Consider the following 21,338-nt stretch of genomic DNA (forward strand, 5'->3'; position numbering starts at 1 on the left):
GTTACATTTCTAACTATAAGTAACTGATCAAATATTGTTTATGACACACGAGAAACAGGTTTTTGACAATGTATTGGACTTAATTGGCAATACACCAATGATAAAACTAAAAAAAATGACTTCAGAGTTTAAAGGTAACTTTTTGGCTAAAGTTGAAGCTTTTAATCCTGGACATTCTTCAAAAGATAGAATAGCACTATATATTATTGAACAAGCAGAGAAGCAAGGCATCCTAAAGCCTGGTGACACTATTATTGAAACTACTTCTGGTAATACAGGATTTAGTATTGCAATGGTAAGCGTTATTAAAGGATACGATTGTATTCTTGCAGTAAGTTCTAAATCTTCGGCAGATAAAATAGATATGCTAAAGAATATGGGAGCCAAAGTTTATGTTTGCCCAGCAAATGTTAGCGCAGACGACCCAAGGTCTTACTACCAAGTAGCAAAACGTTTACATGACGAAATGAAAGGTTCGGTTTATATAAACCAATATTTCAATCAGTTAAATATAGACGCACATTACGCCTCTACTGGACCAGAAATATGGAATCAGACTGATGGTAAAATAACACATTTAGTAGCTTGTAGTGGTACAGGAGGAACTATTTCGGGTACTGCGAAGTACTTAAAAGAACAAAATCCAAATATTAAAGTTATTGGTGTTGATGCTTTTGGTTCTGTATTAAAAAAATACCATGAAACTAGAGAATTCGATGATAAAGAAATTTATCCATATCGTATAGAAGGTTTAGGTAAAAATTTAATTCCTACTGCAACAGATTTTGATACTATTGATGAGTTTGTAAAAGTAACGGACGAAGAAAGTGCACATACAGCAAGAGAAATTGCAAAAACCGAAGGTCTTTTTGTTGGTTATACTTCTGGAGCAGCAATGCAAGCTATAAAGCAATTAAGTGCTTCTGGCGAATTTAAAGAGTCGGATAATATAGTTGTTATTTTTCCAGATCATGGATCACGTTATATGAGTAAGATTTATAGCGATAAATGGATGAGCGAACAAGGCTTCTTTGATAGCGTAAATGCTGAAGCAGCACAAAGTATTCAATTCATAAAATAAAGGAATTACACAATAAATATTGAAACTGATACCATTAAAAAGGTATCAGTTTTTTTATGTTGTTAATTGGAGGTGAAAATATTATGCAAAAAACGTAGAATTGCTTAATTTTGCATTCTCTAAACTAATTAAGTACAGATGAAAGATTTATTTGCAAAAATATATAAAGATAAAGGACCATTAGGAAAATGGGCTGAGCAGGCTGAAGGTTATTTTGTATTTCCAAAACTAGAAGGACAAATTTCTAACCGAATGAAGTTCCAAGGAAAAGATGTTATTACTTGGAGTATTAACGATTACTTGGGTTTAGCAAATCATCCAGAAGTGCGTAAGGTTGATGCTGAAGCAGGTGCTGCATATGGTTCGGCTTACCCAATGGGAGCTAGAATGATGTCTGGCCATACAGAATTACACGAACAACTTCAAAACGAACTAGCTGCCTTTGTTAATAAAGAAGCGGCTTACCTTTTAAACTTTGGTTATCAAGGTATGGTATCTACTGTAGATGCTTTAGTTGCTAAAGATGATGTTATTGTTTACGATGTAGATGCACATGCATGTATTATTGATGGTGTGAGATTACACCACGGTAAACGTTTTACTTATAAGCACAACGATATTGAAAGTTTAGAAAAAAACTTAGAGCGTGCTACAAAAATGGCAGAAACAACTGGAGGAGGAATTTTAGTAATTTCTGAAGGTGTTTTTGGTATGCGTGGAGAACAAGGACGTTTAAAAGAAATTGTTGCGCTTAAGAAAAAATATAACTTTAGATTTTTTGTAGATGATGCTCATGGTTTTGGTACACTTGGTAAAACAGGTGCTGGAGCAGGAGAAGAGCAAGGAGTACAAGATGATATAGACGTTTATTTTGCAACTTTCGCAAAATCTATGGCTAGTACTGGAGCATTTATTGCTGCAGATAAAGAAATTATAGACTATTTAAAGTATAACTTACGTTCTCAAATGTTTGCAAAATCTTTGCAAATGCAATTGGTAGTAGGTGCTTTAAAGCGTTTAGATATGTTACGTACAATGCCTGAGTTAAAAGAAAACTTATGGAAAATTGTAGATGCATTACAATCTGGATTAAAAGAAAGAGGATTCGATATTGGTACAACACAAAGTTGTGTTACACCGGTTTACTTAAAAGGTAGTATTCCTGAAGCTATGGCTTTAGTAAGAGATTTACGTGAGAATTACGGAATTTTCTGTTCTATCGTAGTATATCCAGTAATACCAAAAGGATTAATATTATTACGTATGATTCCTACAGCAACGCATACCATTCAAGATGTAAATGAAACATTAGATGCTTTTGATGCTATTAGAACACGTTTAGAAAATGGAACTTATAAAAGAATGTCTGCTGCTTTAATTAAAGCAATGGGAGAATAATTTCTTTTCAATTTATTGTATAAAAAAATCCAATTCTTTCGAATTGGATTTTTTTTGTTACTTATACTTATTATATAATAGTTTTTCTAAACGTTTTTCTGCGTTTTACAACTACAGTTTCAATATGCTTCCAAATTTTATGAATAGCTTCATTATCTTCTAATTCTGGAGTTCTGTAACAATTAATGATTCCTTTTTGTCTAAAAGTTTCATAATACTCATTAAATATAACAGCATGGATACCTTTATTTTGATATTCAGGATGTACACCAATTAGGTAGAAAACCACATCTTTACTATGTTTCTTTGCTTTTAGTAGCTTAGCAAAACCAAAAGGAAATAGTTTACCATTCATTTCTTGGAGAGCAGAAGCAAACCTAGGCATTACAATAGCAAAAGCTACCATGTCATCATTTTCATCAACAACAAACTTTATATACTCTGGATTTACAAATGAGATAAATTTCTTTTTAAAATATGCTTTTTGTATGTCTGTTATTTCAACAAAAGAAGATAAACTTTCATAAGATGCATTAAACAAATCGAACATTTTATCTACATAAGGCATCACTTCAGATGTTTTTGTGAGTTGTAATGCTGTTAATTTGTAGCGTCTTTTTATAAGTTCTTGAGCTTTTTTAAAGTTTTCAGGTTTTACATTTACAAAAGGAAAGCTACTTTCAGAATAACTTTTTTCTACAGTAAAACCATGTGCTATATAATGTTTTACATAATACTCATGGTTGTACCATGTTATCATATTACTAATCTGGTCGAAACCTTCGGTCATAACACCAACTTTGTCTAGGTTCGAAAAACCAACAGGACCTTCAGTATATTCTAGATTATGTTGTTTCCCAATTTTTGTTACTTCATCTAAAAGTGCTTTAGAAACTTCTAAATCATCAATAAAATCAAACCAACCAAAACGCATTTTAAGATGCTTTTGTTTTTTTACTTCAAGCCAATTAATAATTGCTGCTACACGGCCAACAAGCTTATCGCCTTTATAGGCAAGAATTAATGTAGTTTCGGCATCATTAAAAATGGGATTTTTGTCCTTATTAAAAGTCTCCATTTCTTGACTAATAATAGGAGGTACCCAATATTTAGAATCCTTATATAGCGAAAACGGGAATTTAACAAAGGTCTTTAAATCCTTTTTTGTAGTTACTAGTTTAGTTGTAATCATAGGCATTACTCATCATCAAAATCAATATCCTGAGTTTCTTTTTTACGTTTGTTATCGCTATCAGGAGAAGCATCGTCACCTTTCTTTTTGTTTTTCTTCTTACGTTTTTTATTCGCTTTTCGTTCTGCTTCTTCTTCAGCAGAAGTTCCATTATCGATTCCTGGATCTTTATGAAAATCTAAACGATAAGAAATACCTAAATTTAATCCGAAAACTGAAGGCGTATCTTTAGTATTAAATGTTACAGCGGTATCTAACTGAAAATCTTTTCCCCAAAGATATGCACCACCAAATCTAAAAAGATTGTCTGCATAAAAATCGCTATGGATTCCTTGCGTTTCCCCAAATAAAACCCATTGTTCACTTACAGCTTTAGTTAGAGTAAAAATGTATTGAAAATCTGAATAATCGGTACCAATTCTATCTTTAGATAAATTCATTACCAATACCCAACCACTAGCAAAATTATTTTGTGTTGCAACCATTACTTTAGGGCTAAAACCTTCTACTCCAGGAGCAGTGTATGGATTGTCTGCCGAATCAAAATTTGCTCCAACATAAACAGCAACAGCAGGAATTAAGCTACTCCATTTAAAACGTTTGTTTGCATGGTAACTAAAAATATTTGGTTTTTCTTCAACAGCGTGTTTATAAGGGTCGTAAACTAGATATTTAGCACCAAGTGTTAGATTTTTAAAGTTTGAACGCTTTAAATCTGTAGGAATAGTAGAACGGTAATCTGTTTGTGTATCATTTTGATAAATACCTTCAATATTAATTTCTAATTGCGGTAAAAGTAGGCCATAACGCGCAGCAAAATCAACTCCAAAACCAGATACATCGTATTTTAAAGGTGTGTGTTCTTCCTTTACGGTATAGGGACCAACTTCAATTTGAGCTACATTTGTTCCAACAGAAAAAGCAGACCTAGAAACTCCAGGACGGTTAGAATTAATAACTTCTGTATATTGTGCATGTGCTGTTAAACCAGCAATACACAGGACTATAGTTAAATAGGTTTTATTTAAAAACATAAGTTTTAGGTTTAGCTTCAAATATAGAGATTTTATATATTTTTTAAGGAAAAAAATCTGAAATTACTCAACAAGTATTGTATTTTTGTATTACAACATTTAATATTTTGATTTTTCTATGGGATTAATAAAGACCATACTTATAATATTGTTATTTTATTACGGATTCAAGATCTTATCTAGATTTTTTGGTCCTTTTATATTAAAGTATTTTACAAAGAAAGCAACCGAACGTTTTGGTGGCCAATTTCGTGATTTTAATAACCAAAAACAGCAGCAACCACAAGAAAAAGAAGGCGAAATTACAATAGATAAAATGCCTAACAATAAATCTTCAAACAAAACGGTTGGTGAATATGTAGATTACGAGGAAATTGATTAATTTTCGGTTTTAAGAATTATTCTATTATTTATGCAATCAACTTTTAAAAAGATCTTGCCACATATCCTTGTGTTTGTAGGGTTTATAATACTGTCTTTAGCCTATTTTAGTCCTGTTTTACAAGGTAAGCAAATATTACAAAGTGATATTTTGCAGTACAATGGTATGGCTAAACAGCAACGCGATTTTAAAGCAAATACTGGTGAAGAAGCCTATTGGACTAATAGTGCTTTTGGAGGTATGCCAACCTACCAATTAGGAGCTAGATATCCACACACTTATATTAAGAGTTTAGATTTAGGACTTCGTTTTTTACCACGTCCAGCAGATTATCTTTTTCTTTATTTTGTAGGTTTTTATATACTATTATTATGTTTAAAAGTTAATTTTAAACTTGCAGCACTTGGCGCATTAGCCTTTGGTTTTTCTACTTATTTAATAATTATTCTTGGAGTAGGACATAACAGTAAAGCACATGCAATTGCTTATATGCCTTTAGTTTTAAGTGGAATTGTGCTAACCTTTAGGAAGAAATATATACTTGGATTTATCGTCACAGCTATTGCTATGGGATTAGAATTAGTAGCCAATCATTTTCAAATGACCTACTATTTAATGCTACTTGTTATTGTTCTTGGTATTGTATATTTAATAGATGCTTATAACAAAAAAGTACTACCGCATTTCTTTAAATCGGTAGTTGTTTTATTAGCAGCAGTAATATTAGCTATTGGATTAAATGCAGCCAATATTATGGCAACGCAAGAGTATGCTAAAGAAAGTACACGTAGTAAAACAGAATTAACCATAAATCCTGATGGCTCTCCTAAAAAGGACATTAGTTCTGGTTTAGCAAAAGAAAAAATTACCGAGTACAGTTATGGCTATTTGGAAACTTTTAATCTTTTTATTCCTAGATTTTTAGGTGGAGGAATGGGAGAAGATTTAGGTAAAGAATCTGCTTTTTATGAGTTTTATAGAAGTCAAGGTGTGCCACCATTAGAAGCAGCAGATGCAGCTAAATCTGTTCCTACTTATTGGGGAGATCAGCCAATAGTTGAAGCACCAGCTTATGTTGGAGCCGTAATATTATTCCTTTTTGTTTTCGCTTTATTTTTAGTAAAAGGTAGATTAAAATGGTGGTTAGTTTCCGGATCAATACTCGCATTATTATTGTCTTACGGTAAAAATCTAGGTTTTTTAACCGATTTCTTTATAGATTTTGTTCCATTTTACGATAAGTTTAGAGCAGTAACTTCAATACAAGTTCTTTTAGAACTTTGTATTCCTGTGTTAGCAATCTTTGGTTTGATTAAGTTGTTTAATGATTACGAAAAAGATGAAGATAAATTAAAAGCCTTAAAGTTTTCAGTAATAATAACAGCAGGATTATGTTTGTTCTTTTTATTATTAAGATATGCAGGAATTATTTTAGATTTTGAAGGAATAAGAGATGCAAATTGGTCTCAAGGCGGAGGACAACCATTTGTAGATGCTATTGTAGCAGATAGAAAATCTATTTTTACAAAAGATACGTTACGTACCTTATTATTGGTACTGCTTTCAGCAGGAGCTATTTATATGTTTTTAAAACAAAAGCTTTCCGAAGGAAAAGTTATTATTGTTTTTGCAGTGTTAATTCTTTTCGATTTGGTTGGCGTAGATAGACGTTATGTAAATACCGAAAATTTTGTATCGAGTAGAGAAGTGCAAAGTCCTTTTAAAGCAAATAATGCCGATAAGAAAATATTAAGTGAATCTGGTAATTTTAGAGTTTACGATGTTAGTTCTGGAGCAGGAAGAGCCATTTCTCAAAAAGTAGAAAGTATGGCTTCAGGCGCAACTTCTGCACCATATTTTCATAATACTATAAATGGTTATCATGCAGCAAAGCTGAAACGGTTTGATGAGATTTCAGATTTCTTTCCATTTACAAGACATCCTGAAATGCTTAATATGTTTAATGTTAAGTATATTATTAGTGAAGATGAAAGTAAACAGCCTTATCCATATTTAAATACTGATGCCAATGGTAATGCTTGGTTTGTTGAAAAAATAAAACAAGTTAATTCGGCAGATGAAGAAATGCTTTCTTTACTAGATTTGAATACTAAAACGGAAGCTGTTGTAGATAGAAGTGCTATTGAAACTTATAAGACTGTTTCACAAACATTACCTAATAGGGCTATAACAGAGTTTAATCATGTTGTAGATTCGCTAGCTTCAATTAAAGTATTAGAATACCAACCTAACTATATTAAATACGAGTCCAATAATCTAAATAATGGTTATGCAGTATTTTCAGAAATGTATTATGCAAACGGTTGGAATGCTTATGTAGATGATGAAATAACAAATCACAATCGTGTAAACTACCTTTTAAGAGGAATGGAAATACCTAAAGGAAAACATATTGTTGAGTTTAAGTTTGAGCCACAAGTTGTTAAAACAGGAGGTTCTATTGCTTTAACAAGTTCTGTTTTATTAGCACTTATAATTTTAGGAGGATTGTTTTTTGAGTTTAAAAGGAAAAATGAATAAAAAAAAAGTTTTAATCATTACATACTATTGGCCACCAGCAGGAGGACCAGGAGTACAGCGTTGGTTAAAATTTATGAAATATTTACCTCAATTTGGAGTAGAACCTATAGTTTACTGTCCGTCTAATCCTATTTATCCACAAACAGACGAAAGTTTGTTAGACGAAGTTCCAAACGGAATAACAATACTTAAACAGCCAATTAACGAACCATATAAACTAGCAGGTTTCTTTTCTAAAGAATCTAAAACCATTAGTAAAGGTATTATTCCAGAACAAAAGAAGCAGAGTCTTGTTCAAAAAGCAATGCTTTTTGTGCGCGGTAATTTTTTTATTCCAGATGCTAGAAAAAACTGGATAAAACCATCGGTAAGATATCTATCTACTTATATTCAAGACTTCGGTATAGACACTATTATTACAACAGGTCCACCGCACAGTTTACATATTATTGGTTTAAAATTAAAACAACAATTAGGTGTTAATTGGATTGCCGATTTTAGAGATCCTTGGACAACTATTGGTTACCACAAGCAACTAAAACTTACAGAAGCTTCTAAAAATAAACACAAAAAACTAGAGAGCGAAGTACTTAATACGGCAGACACTATTATAGTAACCAGTGCGGTTACTAAAACAGAGTTTAAAGCATTAACTAATAAACCAATAGAAGTTATAACAAATGGTTACGATGTTACTAAAAACAGTACTGTAACATTGGATTCGGAATTTAGTTTAGCTCATATTGGATCGTTTTTATCTAAACGGAATCCAGAAATTTTATGGCAAGCTTTAAAAGAATTGGTGAACGAGAATCAAGACTTTGCAAAGTGTTTTAAACTTAACTTGGTAGGATTAGTTAGTGAAGAAATTTTAGAGAATATTAAAAATTATAACTTAACTAGCTATGTTAATAATATAGGTTATGTATCACATGGTGAGTCTGTTATTTATCAAAAAAAGTCTCAAATTCTATTATTAATTGAAATAGATTCTGAAGATACAAAAGCAATTATCCCAGGAAAATTGTTTGAGTATATGGTATCTAATAGACCAATAATAGCAATAGGCCCATCTGGTTCTGATGTAGAGAGAATTGTTAAGGAAACAAATACTGGAGATTATTTTTATTATGATGCTTTAGAAGATTTAAAATCGAAAATTCTTAATCATTTTGAAGCCTTTATTGCTGGAGAATTAAGCGTAAATGCGATAGGATTAAAACAATATAGTAGAGAATCTTTAACCGAAAAATTGTCTAAAGTTATTCTTAAAGACTAATTTTAAAAAAATCTCGAATTTTTAAAATACATGGGAATTGTAATAAAACAGTCTATTCAAAATACTATTACAACCTATTTAGGTTTTGTAATAGGAGCTGTAAATACTCTGTTTCTATATACTCAGTTTTTAACTCCAGAATATTATGGTTTAGTTGGCTATTTACTATCTACAGCTAATGTAATGATGCCTTTTTTTATGTTTGGTGTTAATAACACATTGGTTAAATTTTATTCTTCTTATAAAACCAAAAATCAACAAAATAGCTTTTTAACTTTAATGCTTTTTTTACCTTTAGTAGCAATTGTACCCATTGGTTTTATTGGTGTTTTGGGATACGAGTCTATAAGTAATTGGTTAGCTTCAGAAAATGCAATCATTAAAAATTACACGTATTTAATTTATGTAATTGCTGTTGCAATGGCCTACTTTGAAGTGTTTTTTGCGTGGAGTAAAATTCATTTTAAAAGCGCTTTTGGTAATATAATGAAAGAAATCTTTCATCGTGTTTGCATTTTATTTTTACTATTAGCTTTATATTATAAAGTGCTTACTATAGATCAATTTATTATTGCAATTGCAATAGTTTATGTAGTTAGGATGGTGATTATGAAACTTTATGCTTTTAGTATAAGATTTCCGAAGCTCGATTTTAAATTTAATTTTGAAGTGTCTTCAGTTTTAAAATACAGTTTTCTTATTATTATAGCTGGATCTGTAGCTATGCTTATGCTAGATTTAGATAAGTTTATGTTAGGTAAACTTATTGTAATAGAAAATATAGCCTATTATAATGTGGCTGTATTTGTTGCTATTGTAATTGCGGTGCCAGCAAGAGCAATGCATCAAATAACCTATCCTTTAACAGCTAAGTATTTAAACGAAAAGGATAAGGTTTCGCTTGAAGATTTATATAAAAAATCGTCTTTAAACCTTATTATTGTTAGTGGTCTTATATTTGTTTTAATTGTTGTAAATATCAATCAGTTATACGCATTGTTAAAGCCAGAATATCGTCAAGCTTTGTACGTGGTTTTAATAATTGCTGTTGTAAAACTAACAGATAGTCTTTTAGGTATTAATAACTCTATTATTTTTAATTCGGACTACTATAGAATTATCTTGTTTTTTGGTGTTTTAATTATTGTTGTAGCAGTTATTTTAAATTACATATTAATTCCAATTTACAATATTAACGGAGCAGCAACGGCTACTTTCTTAGCCATGATTTTATACGGAAGCTTAAAATTATGGTATGTAAATAAGAAGTTTAAAATACATCCTTTCTCTATAAATACGCTTTATTCATTAATGCTAATATTTATACTATCAGTTTCATTTTACTTTTGGGAATTTAGTTTTCATCCTATAATAAACATTGTAGTGAAATCGGCTATAGTTACCTCTATATATGGAATTGTTGTGTATCGCTTTAAGCTTTCCGAAGACATTTCTACTATTCTTAATAAGCTATTAAAAGCTAGTAAATAAAAAAATCCTGCTACTTGCTTTGGGAAACAAGGTAGCAAGATTATGGTATAAAATACCTTTTATTATTATCTACGACTAGTTTTACTTCTAGAAGATGAAGAGCGATTTGTACTTGATGAAGGTCTAGACGCTCTAGATGTTGTGCTTCTGTTTATAGAGGCTACTCTTTGTTGTGTTCTTGGAGTACTACTAACAGTTCTAGTTCTTGGTTTAGAAGTTGTTGTTGTATTACGAGTTTGTATTCTTGGTTTTGTAGCAGTATTTACTCTAGTTCTAGGTTTAGAAGTCGTTGTTGTGTTACTACGTGTTTGTGTTCTAGGTTTTGTAGCAGCATTTGCTCTAGTTCTTGGCTTAGAAGTAGTTGTTGTATTGCTACGTGTTTGTGTTCTTGGAGTAGCTGTATTATTACCTCTAGTTCTTGGTGTAGAATTTGTAACATTGTTACGTGTTCTAGTTCTTGGTGTAGAAGCTACACGAGTTCTCCCTTCTGTTCTAGAAGCATAACTTCTATTTCTTGTTATTGTATTACCTCTGCGACTTCCAACAGCAGTAGTACGTCTGTAATTGTTTACATAAGGTCTATTATAACTATAACGAATAGGAGTGTAGTGCTGTCTGTAAGGCGTATTAAATACTACACAGTAGTTAAAGCTAGGTACAGCATAATACCTGTGCCATGGTCTGTAAACATAGGCTCTGTTGTAAACATTAATATATCCAGTATAATGATCGAAAGCATTATATCTGTTATAGTGTACATATAATCCACCAACTCTTGTAATATAACCTCTGCTATTATAGCTTATGTTTATATCTCCAGCTTGGCTTATTCTTCCGTAGTAATCGTAATAGATAGGAGTGTTTTCAATTTGAATAATGGCTCCAAACTCATCGTATTGTACATAAGCATCATAATTATAACCAGAGTTAAAACTAATGTTAACATTTGGAGAGCCAACTGTTACATTTACTTTAGGACCATAATTAGGCATGTAAAAATCAAACTGTCCATCTGCATAAATAGAAAATTCTATACCTTGCTCGTTAAAGATAAAAGATTTACCATAACCTCTATAAGAAGTTGAAGTATTGGTTTCTAAAGCGTTTTTGGTGTTAATATTGTCTGCATTTACAGTAAAACCCGTAAGGAGTAGTGCTGAAAATAAATAGATTAGGTGTTTCATAATATTCGTTTTTAAGATTGAATACTAACTAAAAAGCAAGCATCGTGCCAAAACGGAAACGCTGTAGTTTTGTAAAACGGATAATATCACGTAGTTTCGCGTTATACTTAAATTTATCAAGTAAATATGTCTTTTAAAAAATTGAACCCAGAAATTTTAGAAGCTTTAGAAATTAATGATTTTGAAGCTCCAACACCATTACAAAAAACAGCATTACCTATAATTAAAGGAGGTGCAAACGTATTTTGTATAGGTAGTAAAGGCTCTGGAAAAACAACTACTATTGTAATTAGTGTATTGCAAAAATTAAAATGTAAAGCCGTTGGTGATGCACCTCGTGCTTTAATTTTAGTAGAAACGAAGGCTGAAGCTCTTAAACTTAAAGAAGAATTTGAAAAGTTTATAAAACCAAGAACACTTAGAGTGTACACAGCTTACGATGAGCAAACACTAGATCAACAGCGTGAAGAAATTTATTACGGACAAGATATTTTAATTGCAACTCCAAAGCGATTAAACAAGCTTTATTTAATGAATAGTTTAGACTTAAGTCAATTAAAACTATACATAATAGAAGATGCAGAATTTGCAGAAAAAGGACTTTATTTTGCTGCAATTAATCGTATTCCAGAAAGCATAGATAAATGTCAATATCTTGTTTTTGCCGAAAAATTAAGCCCAAGATTAAAGCGTTTTGAAGAGACTTTTATGTTTCGCGCTCAGGTTGTTAAGGTTTAATAAATACTATAAATCATAAAAAAATCCCACAAACTATAAGTCTGTGGGATTTTTTATTTCTATAAATTGATAAATAATTATCTTTTTGTTTTTACTGATTTAAGTTTTTTCTGCTTTATTACTTTCCCATTTTTCTTATAATAGTAATGGCCATTATCGGTATTCCAATCGTTATTCCAGTTATTATCATCTTCATGAGAATTACCAAAATGATTTGTACTACAAGACGTTACACCGCAAATACCACATCCTTTATTATGGTAATTTACTTGGCCAACTAATCTTATTAATTGTCCTTGTCTATTGTATTTTAAATGTAGACCACCAACTTGTGTTAGTAAACCAGTTCTGTTGTAGTTTATATAAACACTACCTAAGCGTTTAACTTGCCCAATACGGTTATAGTTTACAAATACATTACCAATACGTCTTACTTTTCCACTAGCATCATGTGTAATAATTGTACCTCTGCTTCTTGGAGTTGTATATTTTACTCGAGTTCCTGGAGCACCAAAAGTGGTATTAATAGAACGTCTTTTTGTATTTGATTTCCTATAATATTCATTGTCGTAATCATTATCATAATGGTTGTCTTCAATGTGTGTATTAAAATCGAAAGTGCCATCTGGGAAAATTAAAAATTCGACACCACGTTCTGTAAACTGAATAGGTTGTGTGTAATTGTTGTAGCGATTATTTGTTAAATCTTCACCTTTCGATGCAGATTCAACTTTTTCTGCTGCTGTTACAGTTGTTAATCCTATTAACAAACCTGTAAATAATAGTACTAGTTTTTTCATAGTATTATGGTTTTAGATTTTGTGCCTACTCTTTAGCTTTTCGGCTTGCGCTATTTACTTTTAAGGTTTCAATTCGCGTGCCAAACTTGTTAGGTGTTGATTTTGTTGATGTTTTAAAAGGTTTTATAGAGATCATAATAGTTGGTTTAATATTGAAAACCTCGATTTTAATATTATATTTACAGTTATCAATCTAACCAACCTATGTCAATTCAATACAAAACTTGTAAAAATTGTGAAAGCGATTTTAGAGAGAATTTCGATTTTTGTCCACATTGTGGAATGAATGAAAAAGAGAAATTGACCTTAGGTGTTTTGTTTTATAATACTGTTAGTAATTATTTCTCTTTTGATGCTCGTTTTTTTAAGAGCTTTATTCCATTACTAATTAAACCAGGTTATTTAGCCACAAAATTTGTTTCAGGTAAGCGTTTGTTGTATTTGCATCCAGGTCAAATGTATCTTTTTGCGGCTGTTTTGTTTTTCTTTTTGTTTTCATTTAGTGCAAAAAAAGGTGCAAATGAATTTGATAAGGGATTATCACAATCCTTCGGTAAAAACACAAAAATTGATTCATTATCTGTAAAAGCGTCAGAGGCGAAAGTAAAAATCGATTCTGTTTTAATGGAAGAGGCACGGATTGCACTTAAAAAGAATTCAAATCTTACAGGAATAACAGATAAACAAGTAGACTCTTTAGTTAATAATGAAAATTTTAATAAAGAAAAAAACACCTTTACTTTTTCTGGGAAGAAAATAGACTCTTTAATTGAAGCTAAAGTCCCAGATAGTGAGATTTTAAAGGAAATGGGTTTAAATAAAGGAGATAGTGTTTTAAAGAAAAGACTCTATAGTCAAGCACTAAAATTCATAAAATCTAAACAAGGGAGTGGTATTCTATTTGCATTTTTAGACGCAGCTCCAATAGCAATGTTTTTTATACTACCAATTTTTGCTTTAATATTGATGTTGTTTTACAGAAAACGCGGACTTTATGCACATCATTTAGTGTTTAGTTTTTATTACTTTGCGTTTTTATTTACTGTTTTTAATCTTGTTATTATTACTAACTTTATTGTAGATATTCCAGATTATATAGATTCTTTAATTGTTCTATCTGTTTTCTTTTATCTTATTGTAGCATTAAAAAAGTTTTATAAACAAGGTTGGTTTAAAAGCTTTTTAAAAGGAAGCCTATCTACAATGATATTTTTCCCAATTTTAATTTTCGTTTCAGCCTTTGTGCTATTATTCTCTTTTATGTTTTATTAGATTCTGCATGCCAAATAGGAATATTTAAGAATTCGCTTAAAGTTTCAGCATCGTTAATAATACCTCTAAGATTAGAATGGTCCATAACATTTAATCTCTCTGCATTATTTAAAATTATATTCAGCTCAAAGCTTTTAAAGCTACCGTCCTCGTCTGAGATAGTTTCTCCAATTAATTGTATGGCAACAATAGTTTTTAAACTAATATCTACAGACATTTTGGTTTGAATACTTTTAAAGCCTCTATAATATCTATTGGAAGCTTTATCAAAGCCATGTGGTGAGAAGTAATTGAATAGTAAATACATACTAACACAGAAAAAAATCAACCCTACAGCAACAAACAAAAGTCTGTTAAATTCCCAAGAGCCTGTTTTATTGTGTATTAATTTGTAAAGTGGAAATCCGGTAAAACAGATGCTAAATGTTGTAAAGACAGCAACAAATAAAGCGAGTCCAAATGTAGGTTTAATAACAAGTTCACTATTGTTTTTTTTAAATAGAACGTGAGTTTCAAAATTAGAACCACCTTTTGATAGTGGACTTCTTTAAGTTTTTATTTTTATGTCTTCAATATCCAAAAGACTATATTTTTTCTTTCAAATATTTACCTGTTTCAGATGCTTTAATTTTTACAACTTCTTCTGGAGTTCCAAAAGCGACTAAATTCCCACCATATTCACCACCTGTTGGTCCTAAATCGATAATATGATCGGCACATTTTATAAGCTCTAAATTATGTTCTACTACAATTATAGAATGTCCTTTTTCAATTAATGCATTAAAGGATTTTAGTAACTTCTGTATATCGTGAAAATGTAAACCTGTTGTTGGTTCGTCAAAAATAAATAGTGCGGTCTCTTTTGTATTTCCTTTGCCTAAAAACGAAGCTAGTTTTATACGTTGTGCTTCTCCACCAGAAAGAGTAGAAGAGCTTTGTCCAAGTGTTACATAGCCTAAACCAACATCTTGTAAAGGTTGTAGTTTATTCTTTATTTTAGTAACATGATTATCATTAAAAAAAGCAATTGCATCGTCGATAGTCATGTTTAAAATGTCGTCTATATTTTTATCAGCAAAAGTGACTTCAAGTACTTCTTTCTTAAAACGCTTGCCTTTACAAGTTTCACATTCTAAATGCACATCTGCCATAAACTGCATTTCGATTGTTACTTGTCCTTCTCCTTTACAGGTTTCGCAACGTCCACCATCTACATTAAAACTAAAATGCTTTGCGGCGTAATTTCTAATACCACTTAGTTTTTGTTTACTATAAAGTGCACGAATATCGTCGTAAGCTTTTATGTAAGTAACAGGATTTGAACGCGAAGAACGCCCAATTGGGTTTTGGTCTACAAACTCAATATGCTTAACATTGCTATAGTTTCCTTTTAATTCTGAAAACTGTCCTGGTTTATCTCCAAATCCAGTAAGTTGTTTTTGTATTGCAGGATATAAAATTTTCTTTACCAAAGTACTCTTTCCGCTTCCAGAAACACCAGTGATAACTGTTAACATTCCTAGAGGAAAGCTAACATCTATATTTTTTAAATTATTTTCTCTAGCACCTTTTATTTCGATGCTATATTTAGAAGTACGTCGTTTTTTTGGTACTTCAATTTTAAGTGTTTCATTTAAGTATTGAGCAGTTAAAGAGTCTGAAGCTAAAATATCTTTAAATGTTCCAGTGGCAACTACGTGTCCACCAAGAGTTCCAGCTTCTGGTCCAATATCTATAATTTCGTCGGCTTCTTTCATGATGTCTTCATCATGCTCTACAACAATTACAGTGTTTCCTAAATCGCGTAAGGCTTTTAAAACTAAAATTAGTCTCTCAGTATCTTTTGGGTGCAAACCAATACTAGGTTCATCGAGAATATACATAGAACCAACTAGGCTACTTCCTAAAGAAGTTGCAAGGTTAATTCTTTGGCTTTCTCCACCAGATAAAGTGTTTGATTTTCTGTTTAATGTTAAATAATCTAAACCTACTTTAGATAGGAAAGCCAAACGATTTTCAATTTCTTTTAATAATCGCTTTGCAATAGTATTATCATGCTCATTAAGCTCTAATTCCTTAAAGAAAATTGATAGTTTATCTAGTGGCATTTCTACCAAATCGGTTAAAGTAGCGCCTGCTATTTTTACATAATTAGCTTCTGGTCTTAAACGTTTACCGTTACAAAATTTACATTTCGTTTTACCTCTGTAACGCGATAACATTACTCGGTTTTGTATTTTGTACGCTTTACTTTCTAGTTCTGCAAAGAAGGTGTTTAAACCTTCAAAATATTTATTGCCAGACCACACTAGGTCTTTGTATTTTTGTTCTAATTCAAAATATGGTTTGTGTATAGGGAAATCGAATTTATGGCAATTATTAACCAATTGATCGCGATACCAACTCATGCTTTCTCCTCTCCAAGGAAAAATAGCATTCTCGTATACAGATAATGCTGTGTTTGGGATCACTAAATCATCATCAATACCAATAACATCTCCATAACCTTCACACTTTGGACAAGCACCGTAAGGATTATTAAAACTGAATAAATGTACATTTGGTTCTAAAAAAGTTATGCCATCTAATTCAAATTTATTAGAAAATTGTCTAGAGGTATTATCACTTAATTGTTCTATAAAACACTCTCCCTTACCTTCAAAAAAGGCAGTCTGTATCGCATCTGCTAATCTGTTATAGAAATCCTCATCATCTTTAGTAACAATTCTATCAACTACTAAATAAAGATCTTTAGTTTTTTCTGTAATGCCTTCAGCTTTATCCAACCGTAAAACTTCGCCATTGGCTTTTATTCTAGCATAACCTTGTGCGTTTAAGGCTTTTAATTTGTCACTCATTTCACGACCATCTTCAAGATGAATAGGAGCGAGGAGTAATAATTTTTCGCCTATTGCTATAGATTTTACATAGTTTAAAACATCTGTAACGCTGTCTTTTTTTACTTCTAGTCCAGAAACAGGAGAATAAGTTCTACCAACTCTAGCGAACAGTAATTTAAGATAATCGTAAATTTCTGTAGTTGTACCAACGGTTGAACGTGGATTTGTAGAATTCACTTTTTGCTCTATAGCAATGGCAGGAGCAATTCCTTTTATATAATCTACTTTAGGTTTGTTTAAACGACCTAAAAACTGTCTAGCATAACTAGAAAGGCTCTCTACATAACGTCTTTGACCTTCGGCATACAAGGTGTCGAAAGCTAAACTAGACTTTCCAGAACCAGATAAACCGGTAATAACAACGAGTTTATTTCTTGGAATTACAACATCAATATTTTTTAAATTGTGCAATTTGGCACCTTTAATAATGATATTGTGTTTAGGGTTTACTTCGGAAAGCTTAGTGTTCATAAGTGTTTTTAATCTAAAAGAATAACAAAGATAACACTTAAAAGGAGCTTCTTAAAAAGAATATTGTGCAATAAAATGTTAAATTTTCAAATTATTTTTGCTTTTTTGGAATGATTGTTGTTATATTTACCTCAATATTAATAAACTAATTGTCAAGCCTATAATACAACATTACTTTTTAAATTAATTAACCAAGCTGAAGCCCTAACTTCTGCAATAAAAGTAATGATTATGCGACAAGAACTTATCTCAGATGCTACTCTAGTTAGTAGTTATATTGGAGGCGACGAATCTTCTCTAGAAGTTTTAATTAAAAGACACAAACAACGTATTTACAGTTTTATATACTCTAAAGTCTACGATAGAGATATTGCTGAAGATGTTTTTCAAGACACCTTTATTAAGGTTATTCGTACGCTTAAATTAGGGAAATATAACGAAGAAGGTAAATTTTTACCGTGGGTTATGCGTATTGCTCATAATTTGGTAATCGACCATTTTAGAAAGAGTAATCGTATGCCTAAATTTCAAAATAGTGGAGATTTTAGTATTTTTTCTGTGTTAAGCGACACGAGTTTAAATGCTGAAAAAGCAATTATTAAAGACCAAGTAGAAAGCGATGTTAGACGTTTAATAGAAGAATTACCAGACGACCAAAAGGAAGTTTTAGTAATGCGTATGTATCAAGATATGAGTTTTAAAGAAATCTCAGACCGAACAGGCGTAAGTATAAATACAGCATTAGGGCGTATGCGTTATGCATTAATTAATATGCGTAAAGTAATAGAAAAGCATAATATTATTTTAACGAATTAATTTTATACAATATTAGAATAAATGTTGCGTTATTTATTTGAAACAAAAAATCAAATACATGGCAAAAATTTACTCTGAGAATTCTAAAAATGCAAAAAAAATGAATCCTAATGATGAAACCATAAGTTTCATTCTTAATTACTCCAAGGCTTTAAGTGTTATAAATTATAAAAAAATGAAGTTTGAAGCACTTCTGAATTAGACTGAGAGATCCTGTTTTTTTATAAATCAGGATCTTTTTTTGAATTGTAATTCTAGATAATTTTGGGTTCTTAAGTATTCTTTTCTAAGGGCTTCCAAATAATTAATTACTTTTTTATTACTTGGGTGTTCAGGCTTTAAACAGTTTTTTAAAGCATCATCGTAAACGGTTAGTAAAATGTACCATTTGCCGACTCTTTTTGAATAATTATCTTCAAAAAGCCTTGAATTACCATTAGATTCTCTTTTTGCATCTATAGCTGCTAAAGCTAAATTAACGGTTTTTGTTTCTCTTTCTGTCTCTCTGTAAGATAAATAATAGGTTTTATTATCTATTTTAAAAGGTGTATTGGCACCAACGTTTACATGGTATAAGCTATATTTGGCGTTTAAATAATTATAAAATTCACCATCATCTTTTGGATCGTTAAATATAAATGAGGTCTCTTTTGGGAGTTTCCTTTTAAATTTCTTTGCTGTAGTAATTTTATGGTTTTCAATATTTGGTGCAATCTTTACAGGAAAGCAAGATGATGTTAATAGTAAAATAACTAAGATTAGAAGTTGGTTTTTCATAAGTTAGATTTTCTACTAAGCATCAATTATTAGACCATAAAGTATAGGTTACTATTTATATGGAAAACTACTATTTTTTAGATTTTTCGTAGTCATTTATAACAGTACTTCTACCAATAGTTTTTGTAATAATATCTTTATCTAAATCCCAACCTCGAGCAGGTGAGTATTCTCTACCATACCAAATAATTTGTAAATGTAAATCGTTCCAAGTTTCTTTTGGAAACAAACGTTTAGCGTCTTTTTCGGTCTGTACTACATTTTTTCCATTGGTTAAATTCCATCGGTACATTAATCTGTGAATGTGTGTATCTACAGGAAATGCAGGCACACCAAAAGCTTGAGACATTACAACACCAGCTGTTTTGTGGCCAACTGCCGGTAAAGCTTCTAAGTGTTCAAAACTTTGTGGTACTTCACCGTTGTGTTTGTCTATTAGAATATGAGAGAGTCCATGAATACCTTTGCTTTTCATAGGAGATAGACCACAAGGTCTTATTATTTCTTTTATTTCCTCTACGCTCATTTTTATCATATCGTAAGGGTTATCTGCTTTAGCAAAAAGTAGTGGCGTAATTTGGTTTACGCGTACATCTGTACATTGAGCAGACAATAAAACGGCTATTAATAAAGTATATGGATCTTTATGATCTAAAGGAATTGGTATCTCTGGATAAAGTTCATTTAACGTATTTATAACAAAATTTACCTTTTCTTGCTTATTCATTAGTCGTATTTTTGATAAAAGATACCAAAGTAATAATTTATTGGTATAATAATGAAAACCAAAATTACAACTATGAATACATTAAAGCAAGGAGATAAAGTACCAGATTTTACAGTTAACGATCAAAGTGGAAATGCAATTTCTTTAAGCGACTATAGAGGAAAAAAGTTAATTGTATTCTTTTACCCAAAAGCGAGTACGCCAGGTTGTACAGCCGAAGCTTGTAATTTAACAGATAATTATAAAACACTACAAGATAAAGGCTACGAGATATTGGGTGTAAGTGCCGATTCTGAAAAACGCCAAACTAATTTTAAGGAAAAATATAAATTTCCATTTCCTTTATTAGCAGATGAAAATAAAGAAGTAATTGAAGCTTTTGGAGTTTGGGGAGAAAAGAAATTTATGGGGAAAATCTATGACGGAATCCATAGAAAAACCTTTTTAATAGACGAAAATGGAGTAGTTGCACATGTTATTGATAAAGTAAAGACTAAAGATCATGCGGCACAAATACTCGAATTATAAATAATAATTTTAATAAAAAAAGCACTCATTGAGTGCTTTTTTTTACATTTTTATATAGTAATAAAATATTTGCTGGTATTATATTTAATTACCTAACAAAAAAGCTCAGAATTATATTAATTCTGAGCTTTTTTATTTTACTTTTTAATATTCTATTATTGAATACTTACAGAAAAAGTAGCTTCAATATCAGTTTCACCACCAGCATCAGATAAACCAGTATTTGGTTTAGTAGGCTCGTGACGTAATGTAAAAGTTAATGTTCCATTACTAGCTGCTCCAGCTTCTAATGTAAATTCTGTACCTAATGGATTACCATTGCTATCGAAACTTGTATAAGTTGTAGTGACATCAAGATCTCCTCCAATAGTGTAAAAGAATTGGTGCTCATCACTTTCTTCTTCAACTTCTTCTGTAATATTCTCAGCAGGATTCTCAGTTTCATTAAGTAATTCTATAACTGCATTATAGGTAGTTCCGGCAACTAAATCTCCAGAAACATCAACAGTTGGAGCATTTGGTCCATCTCCATCTAAATCTTGTTTTTGTAATATAATTTCTGTTCCTCCACCTTCAGGTGTTAATGTTACAGTTACAGTAGTTATTATTTCTTCTTCATTTATAGGTGTTGGAATAGAAGAATTATCATCATCACTTGAACATGCTGTAGTTAAAAAAAGAGATAAGAATGCGATAGTTAAAAATTTAAAGTTTTTCATTATTTTGT

The 21,338-nt window shown here is 31.0% G+C and carries 20 protein-coding genes; 11 read left to right on the forward strand and 9 right to left on the reverse strand.

Going from position 1 to position 21,338, the window contains the following annotated elements:
* Window positions 1-40: 40 nt before the first annotated feature.
* Complete coding sequence (locus Q0935_RS00530; protein ID WP_299248333.1) at window positions 41-1,081, forward strand: PLP-dependent cysteine synthase family protein; 1,041 nt, start codon at window positions 41-43, stop codon at window positions 1,079-1,081.
* A gap of 138 nt (window positions 1,082-1,219) precedes the next feature.
* Entirely contained in the window at window positions 1,220-2,479 is a 1,260-nt protein-coding gene (locus Q0935_RS00535; RefSeq protein ID WP_299248330.1) for an aminotransferase class I/II-fold pyridoxal phosphate-dependent enzyme, read from the forward strand.
* 70 nt (window positions 2,480-2,549) lie between these two features.
* Here Q0935_RS00535 and Q0935_RS00540 read toward each other — a convergent pair whose 3' ends face one another.
* Window positions 2,550-3,671 (reverse strand): GNAT family N-acetyltransferase, encoded by a 1,122-nt coding sequence (locus Q0935_RS00540; protein ID WP_299248327.1) that lies wholly within the window; start codon window positions 3,669-3,671, stop codon window positions 2,550-2,552.
* A 5-nt stretch (window positions 3,672-3,676) separates the two neighbouring features.
* Window positions 3,677-4,705 carry a transporter gene (locus Q0935_RS00545; RefSeq protein ID WP_299248323.1) on the reverse strand — a complete coding sequence of 343 codons (1,029 nt, stop codon included), beginning with the start codon at window positions 4,703-4,705 and terminating at the stop codon, window positions 3,677-3,679.
* A gap of 118 nt (window positions 4,706-4,823) precedes the next feature.
* On the opposite strand from Q0935_RS00545, the gene Q0935_RS00550 reads away from it, so the two are divergent.
* The 4 genes from Q0935_RS00550 to Q0935_RS00565 are packed head-to-tail and all read left to right on the forward strand — an operon-like array spanning window position 4,824 to window position 10,398.
* Window positions 4,824-5,087, forward strand: a complete 264-nt coding sequence (locus Q0935_RS00550) for a DUF4834 family protein (protein WP_299381445.1) — start codon at window positions 4,824-4,826, stop codon at window positions 5,085-5,087.
* Between the two features lie 30 nt (window positions 5,088-5,117).
* Window positions 5,118-7,628: a YfhO family protein gene (locus Q0935_RS00555; RefSeq protein WP_299381447.1), complete on the forward strand. Its 2,511-nt coding sequence runs from the start codon at window positions 5,118-5,120 to the stop codon at window positions 7,626-7,628.
* Complete coding sequence (locus Q0935_RS00560) at window positions 7,621-8,907, forward strand: glycosyltransferase family 4 protein (protein WP_299381450.1); 1,287 nt, start codon at window positions 7,621-7,623, stop codon at window positions 8,905-8,907. The genes Q0935_RS00555 and Q0935_RS00560 overlap by 8 nt, the downstream gene beginning before the upstream one ends.
* A gap of 30 nt (window positions 8,908-8,937) precedes the next feature.
* Window positions 8,938-10,398, forward strand: coding sequence for a polysaccharide biosynthesis C-terminal domain-containing protein (locus Q0935_RS00565; protein ID WP_299381453.1), 1,461 nt, complete (start codon window positions 8,938-8,940; stop codon window positions 10,396-10,398).
* 65 nt (window positions 10,399-10,463) lie between these two features.
* On the opposite strand, the gene Q0935_RS00570 is transcribed toward Q0935_RS00565, so the two are convergent.
* A complete protein-coding gene (locus Q0935_RS00570; protein ID WP_299381455.1) occupies window positions 10,464-11,582 on the reverse strand; it encodes a hypothetical protein in 1,119 nt (372 codons plus the stop codon).
* Between the two features lie 126 nt (window positions 11,583-11,708).
* On the opposite strand from Q0935_RS00570, the gene Q0935_RS00575 reads away from it, so the two are divergent.
* Window positions 11,709-12,320, forward strand: coding sequence for a DEAD/DEAH box helicase (locus Q0935_RS00575; protein ID WP_299381458.1), 612 nt, complete (start codon window positions 11,709-11,711; stop codon window positions 12,318-12,320).
* Window positions 12,321-12,397: 77 nt separating this feature from the next.
* On the opposite strand, the gene Q0935_RS00580 is transcribed toward Q0935_RS00575, so the two are convergent.
* Entirely contained in the window at window positions 12,398-13,120 is a 723-nt protein-coding gene (locus Q0935_RS00580) for a hypothetical protein (RefSeq protein WP_299381460.1), read from the reverse strand.
* Window positions 13,121-13,324: 204 nt separating this feature from the next.
* Here Q0935_RS00580 and Q0935_RS00585 point away from each other — a divergent pair, with 204 nt between their 5' ends.
* On the forward strand, window positions 13,325-14,392 hold the full coding sequence (locus tag Q0935_RS00585; RefSeq protein ID WP_299381463.1) for a DUF3667 domain-containing protein: 1,068 nt from the start codon (window positions 13,325-13,327) through the stop codon (window positions 14,390-14,392).
* Here Q0935_RS00585 and Q0935_RS00590 read toward each other — a convergent pair.
* Together Q0935_RS00590 and uvrA are read right to left on the reverse strand one after the other, a co-directional pair.
* Window positions 14,379-14,699: a hypothetical protein gene (locus Q0935_RS00590; protein ID WP_299381465.1), complete on the reverse strand. Its 321-nt coding sequence runs from the start codon at window positions 14,697-14,699 to the stop codon at window positions 14,379-14,381. The two genes, Q0935_RS00585 and Q0935_RS00590, sit on opposite strands and share 14 nt — an antisense overlap.
* A gap of 277 nt (window positions 14,700-14,976) precedes the next feature.
* Entirely contained in the window at window positions 14,977-17,763 is a 2,787-nt protein-coding gene (gene uvrA, locus Q0935_RS00595) for an excinuclease ABC subunit UvrA (RefSeq protein ID WP_299381468.1), read from the reverse strand.
* A gap of 231 nt (window positions 17,764-17,994) precedes the next feature.
* Here uvrA and Q0935_RS00600 point away from each other — a divergent pair, with 231 nt between their 5' ends.
* Together Q0935_RS00600 and Q0935_RS00605 are read left to right on the forward strand one after the other, a co-directional pair.
* A complete protein-coding gene (locus Q0935_RS00600; RefSeq protein ID WP_299248293.1) occupies window positions 17,995-18,579 on the forward strand; it encodes a sigma-70 family RNA polymerase sigma factor in 585 nt (194 codons plus the stop codon).
* A 58-nt stretch (window positions 18,580-18,637) separates the two neighbouring features.
* Complete coding sequence (locus tag Q0935_RS00605; protein ID WP_299248291.1) at window positions 18,638-18,781, forward strand: hypothetical protein; 144 nt, start codon at window positions 18,638-18,640, stop codon at window positions 18,779-18,781.
* A 26-nt stretch (window positions 18,782-18,807) separates the two neighbouring features.
* Here Q0935_RS00605 and Q0935_RS00610 read toward each other — a convergent pair whose 3' ends face one another.
* Both Q0935_RS00610 and nth read right to left on the reverse strand, forming a co-directional pair.
* A complete protein-coding gene (locus Q0935_RS00610) occupies window positions 18,808-19,356 on the reverse strand; it encodes a hypothetical protein (protein WP_299248288.1) in 549 nt (182 codons plus the stop codon).
* 70 nt (window positions 19,357-19,426) lie between these two features.
* On the reverse strand, window positions 19,427-20,083 hold the full coding sequence (nth, locus tag Q0935_RS00615) for an endonuclease III (RefSeq protein ID WP_299248285.1): 657 nt from the start codon (window positions 20,081-20,083) through the stop codon (window positions 19,427-19,429).
* Window positions 20,084-20,155: 72 nt separating this feature from the next.
* Between nth and bcp the strand changes: the two genes are divergently transcribed.
* Entirely contained in the window at window positions 20,156-20,611 is a 456-nt protein-coding gene (gene bcp, locus Q0935_RS00620; protein ID WP_299381471.1) for a thioredoxin-dependent thiol peroxidase, read from the forward strand.
* Between the two features lie 155 nt (window positions 20,612-20,766).
* Here bcp and Q0935_RS00625 read toward each other — a convergent pair whose 3' ends face one another.
* Window positions 20,767-21,330 (reverse strand): type 1 periplasmic binding fold superfamily protein, encoded by a 564-nt coding sequence (locus tag Q0935_RS00625; RefSeq protein WP_299381473.1) that lies wholly within the window; start codon window positions 21,328-21,330, stop codon window positions 20,767-20,769.
* Window positions 21,331-21,338: the final 8 nt, after the last annotated feature.

This window comes from uncultured Lacinutrix sp., from assembly GCF_947500605.1.
GTDB lineage: Bacteria > Bacteroidota > Bacteroidia > Flavobacteriales > Flavobacteriaceae > Lacinutrix.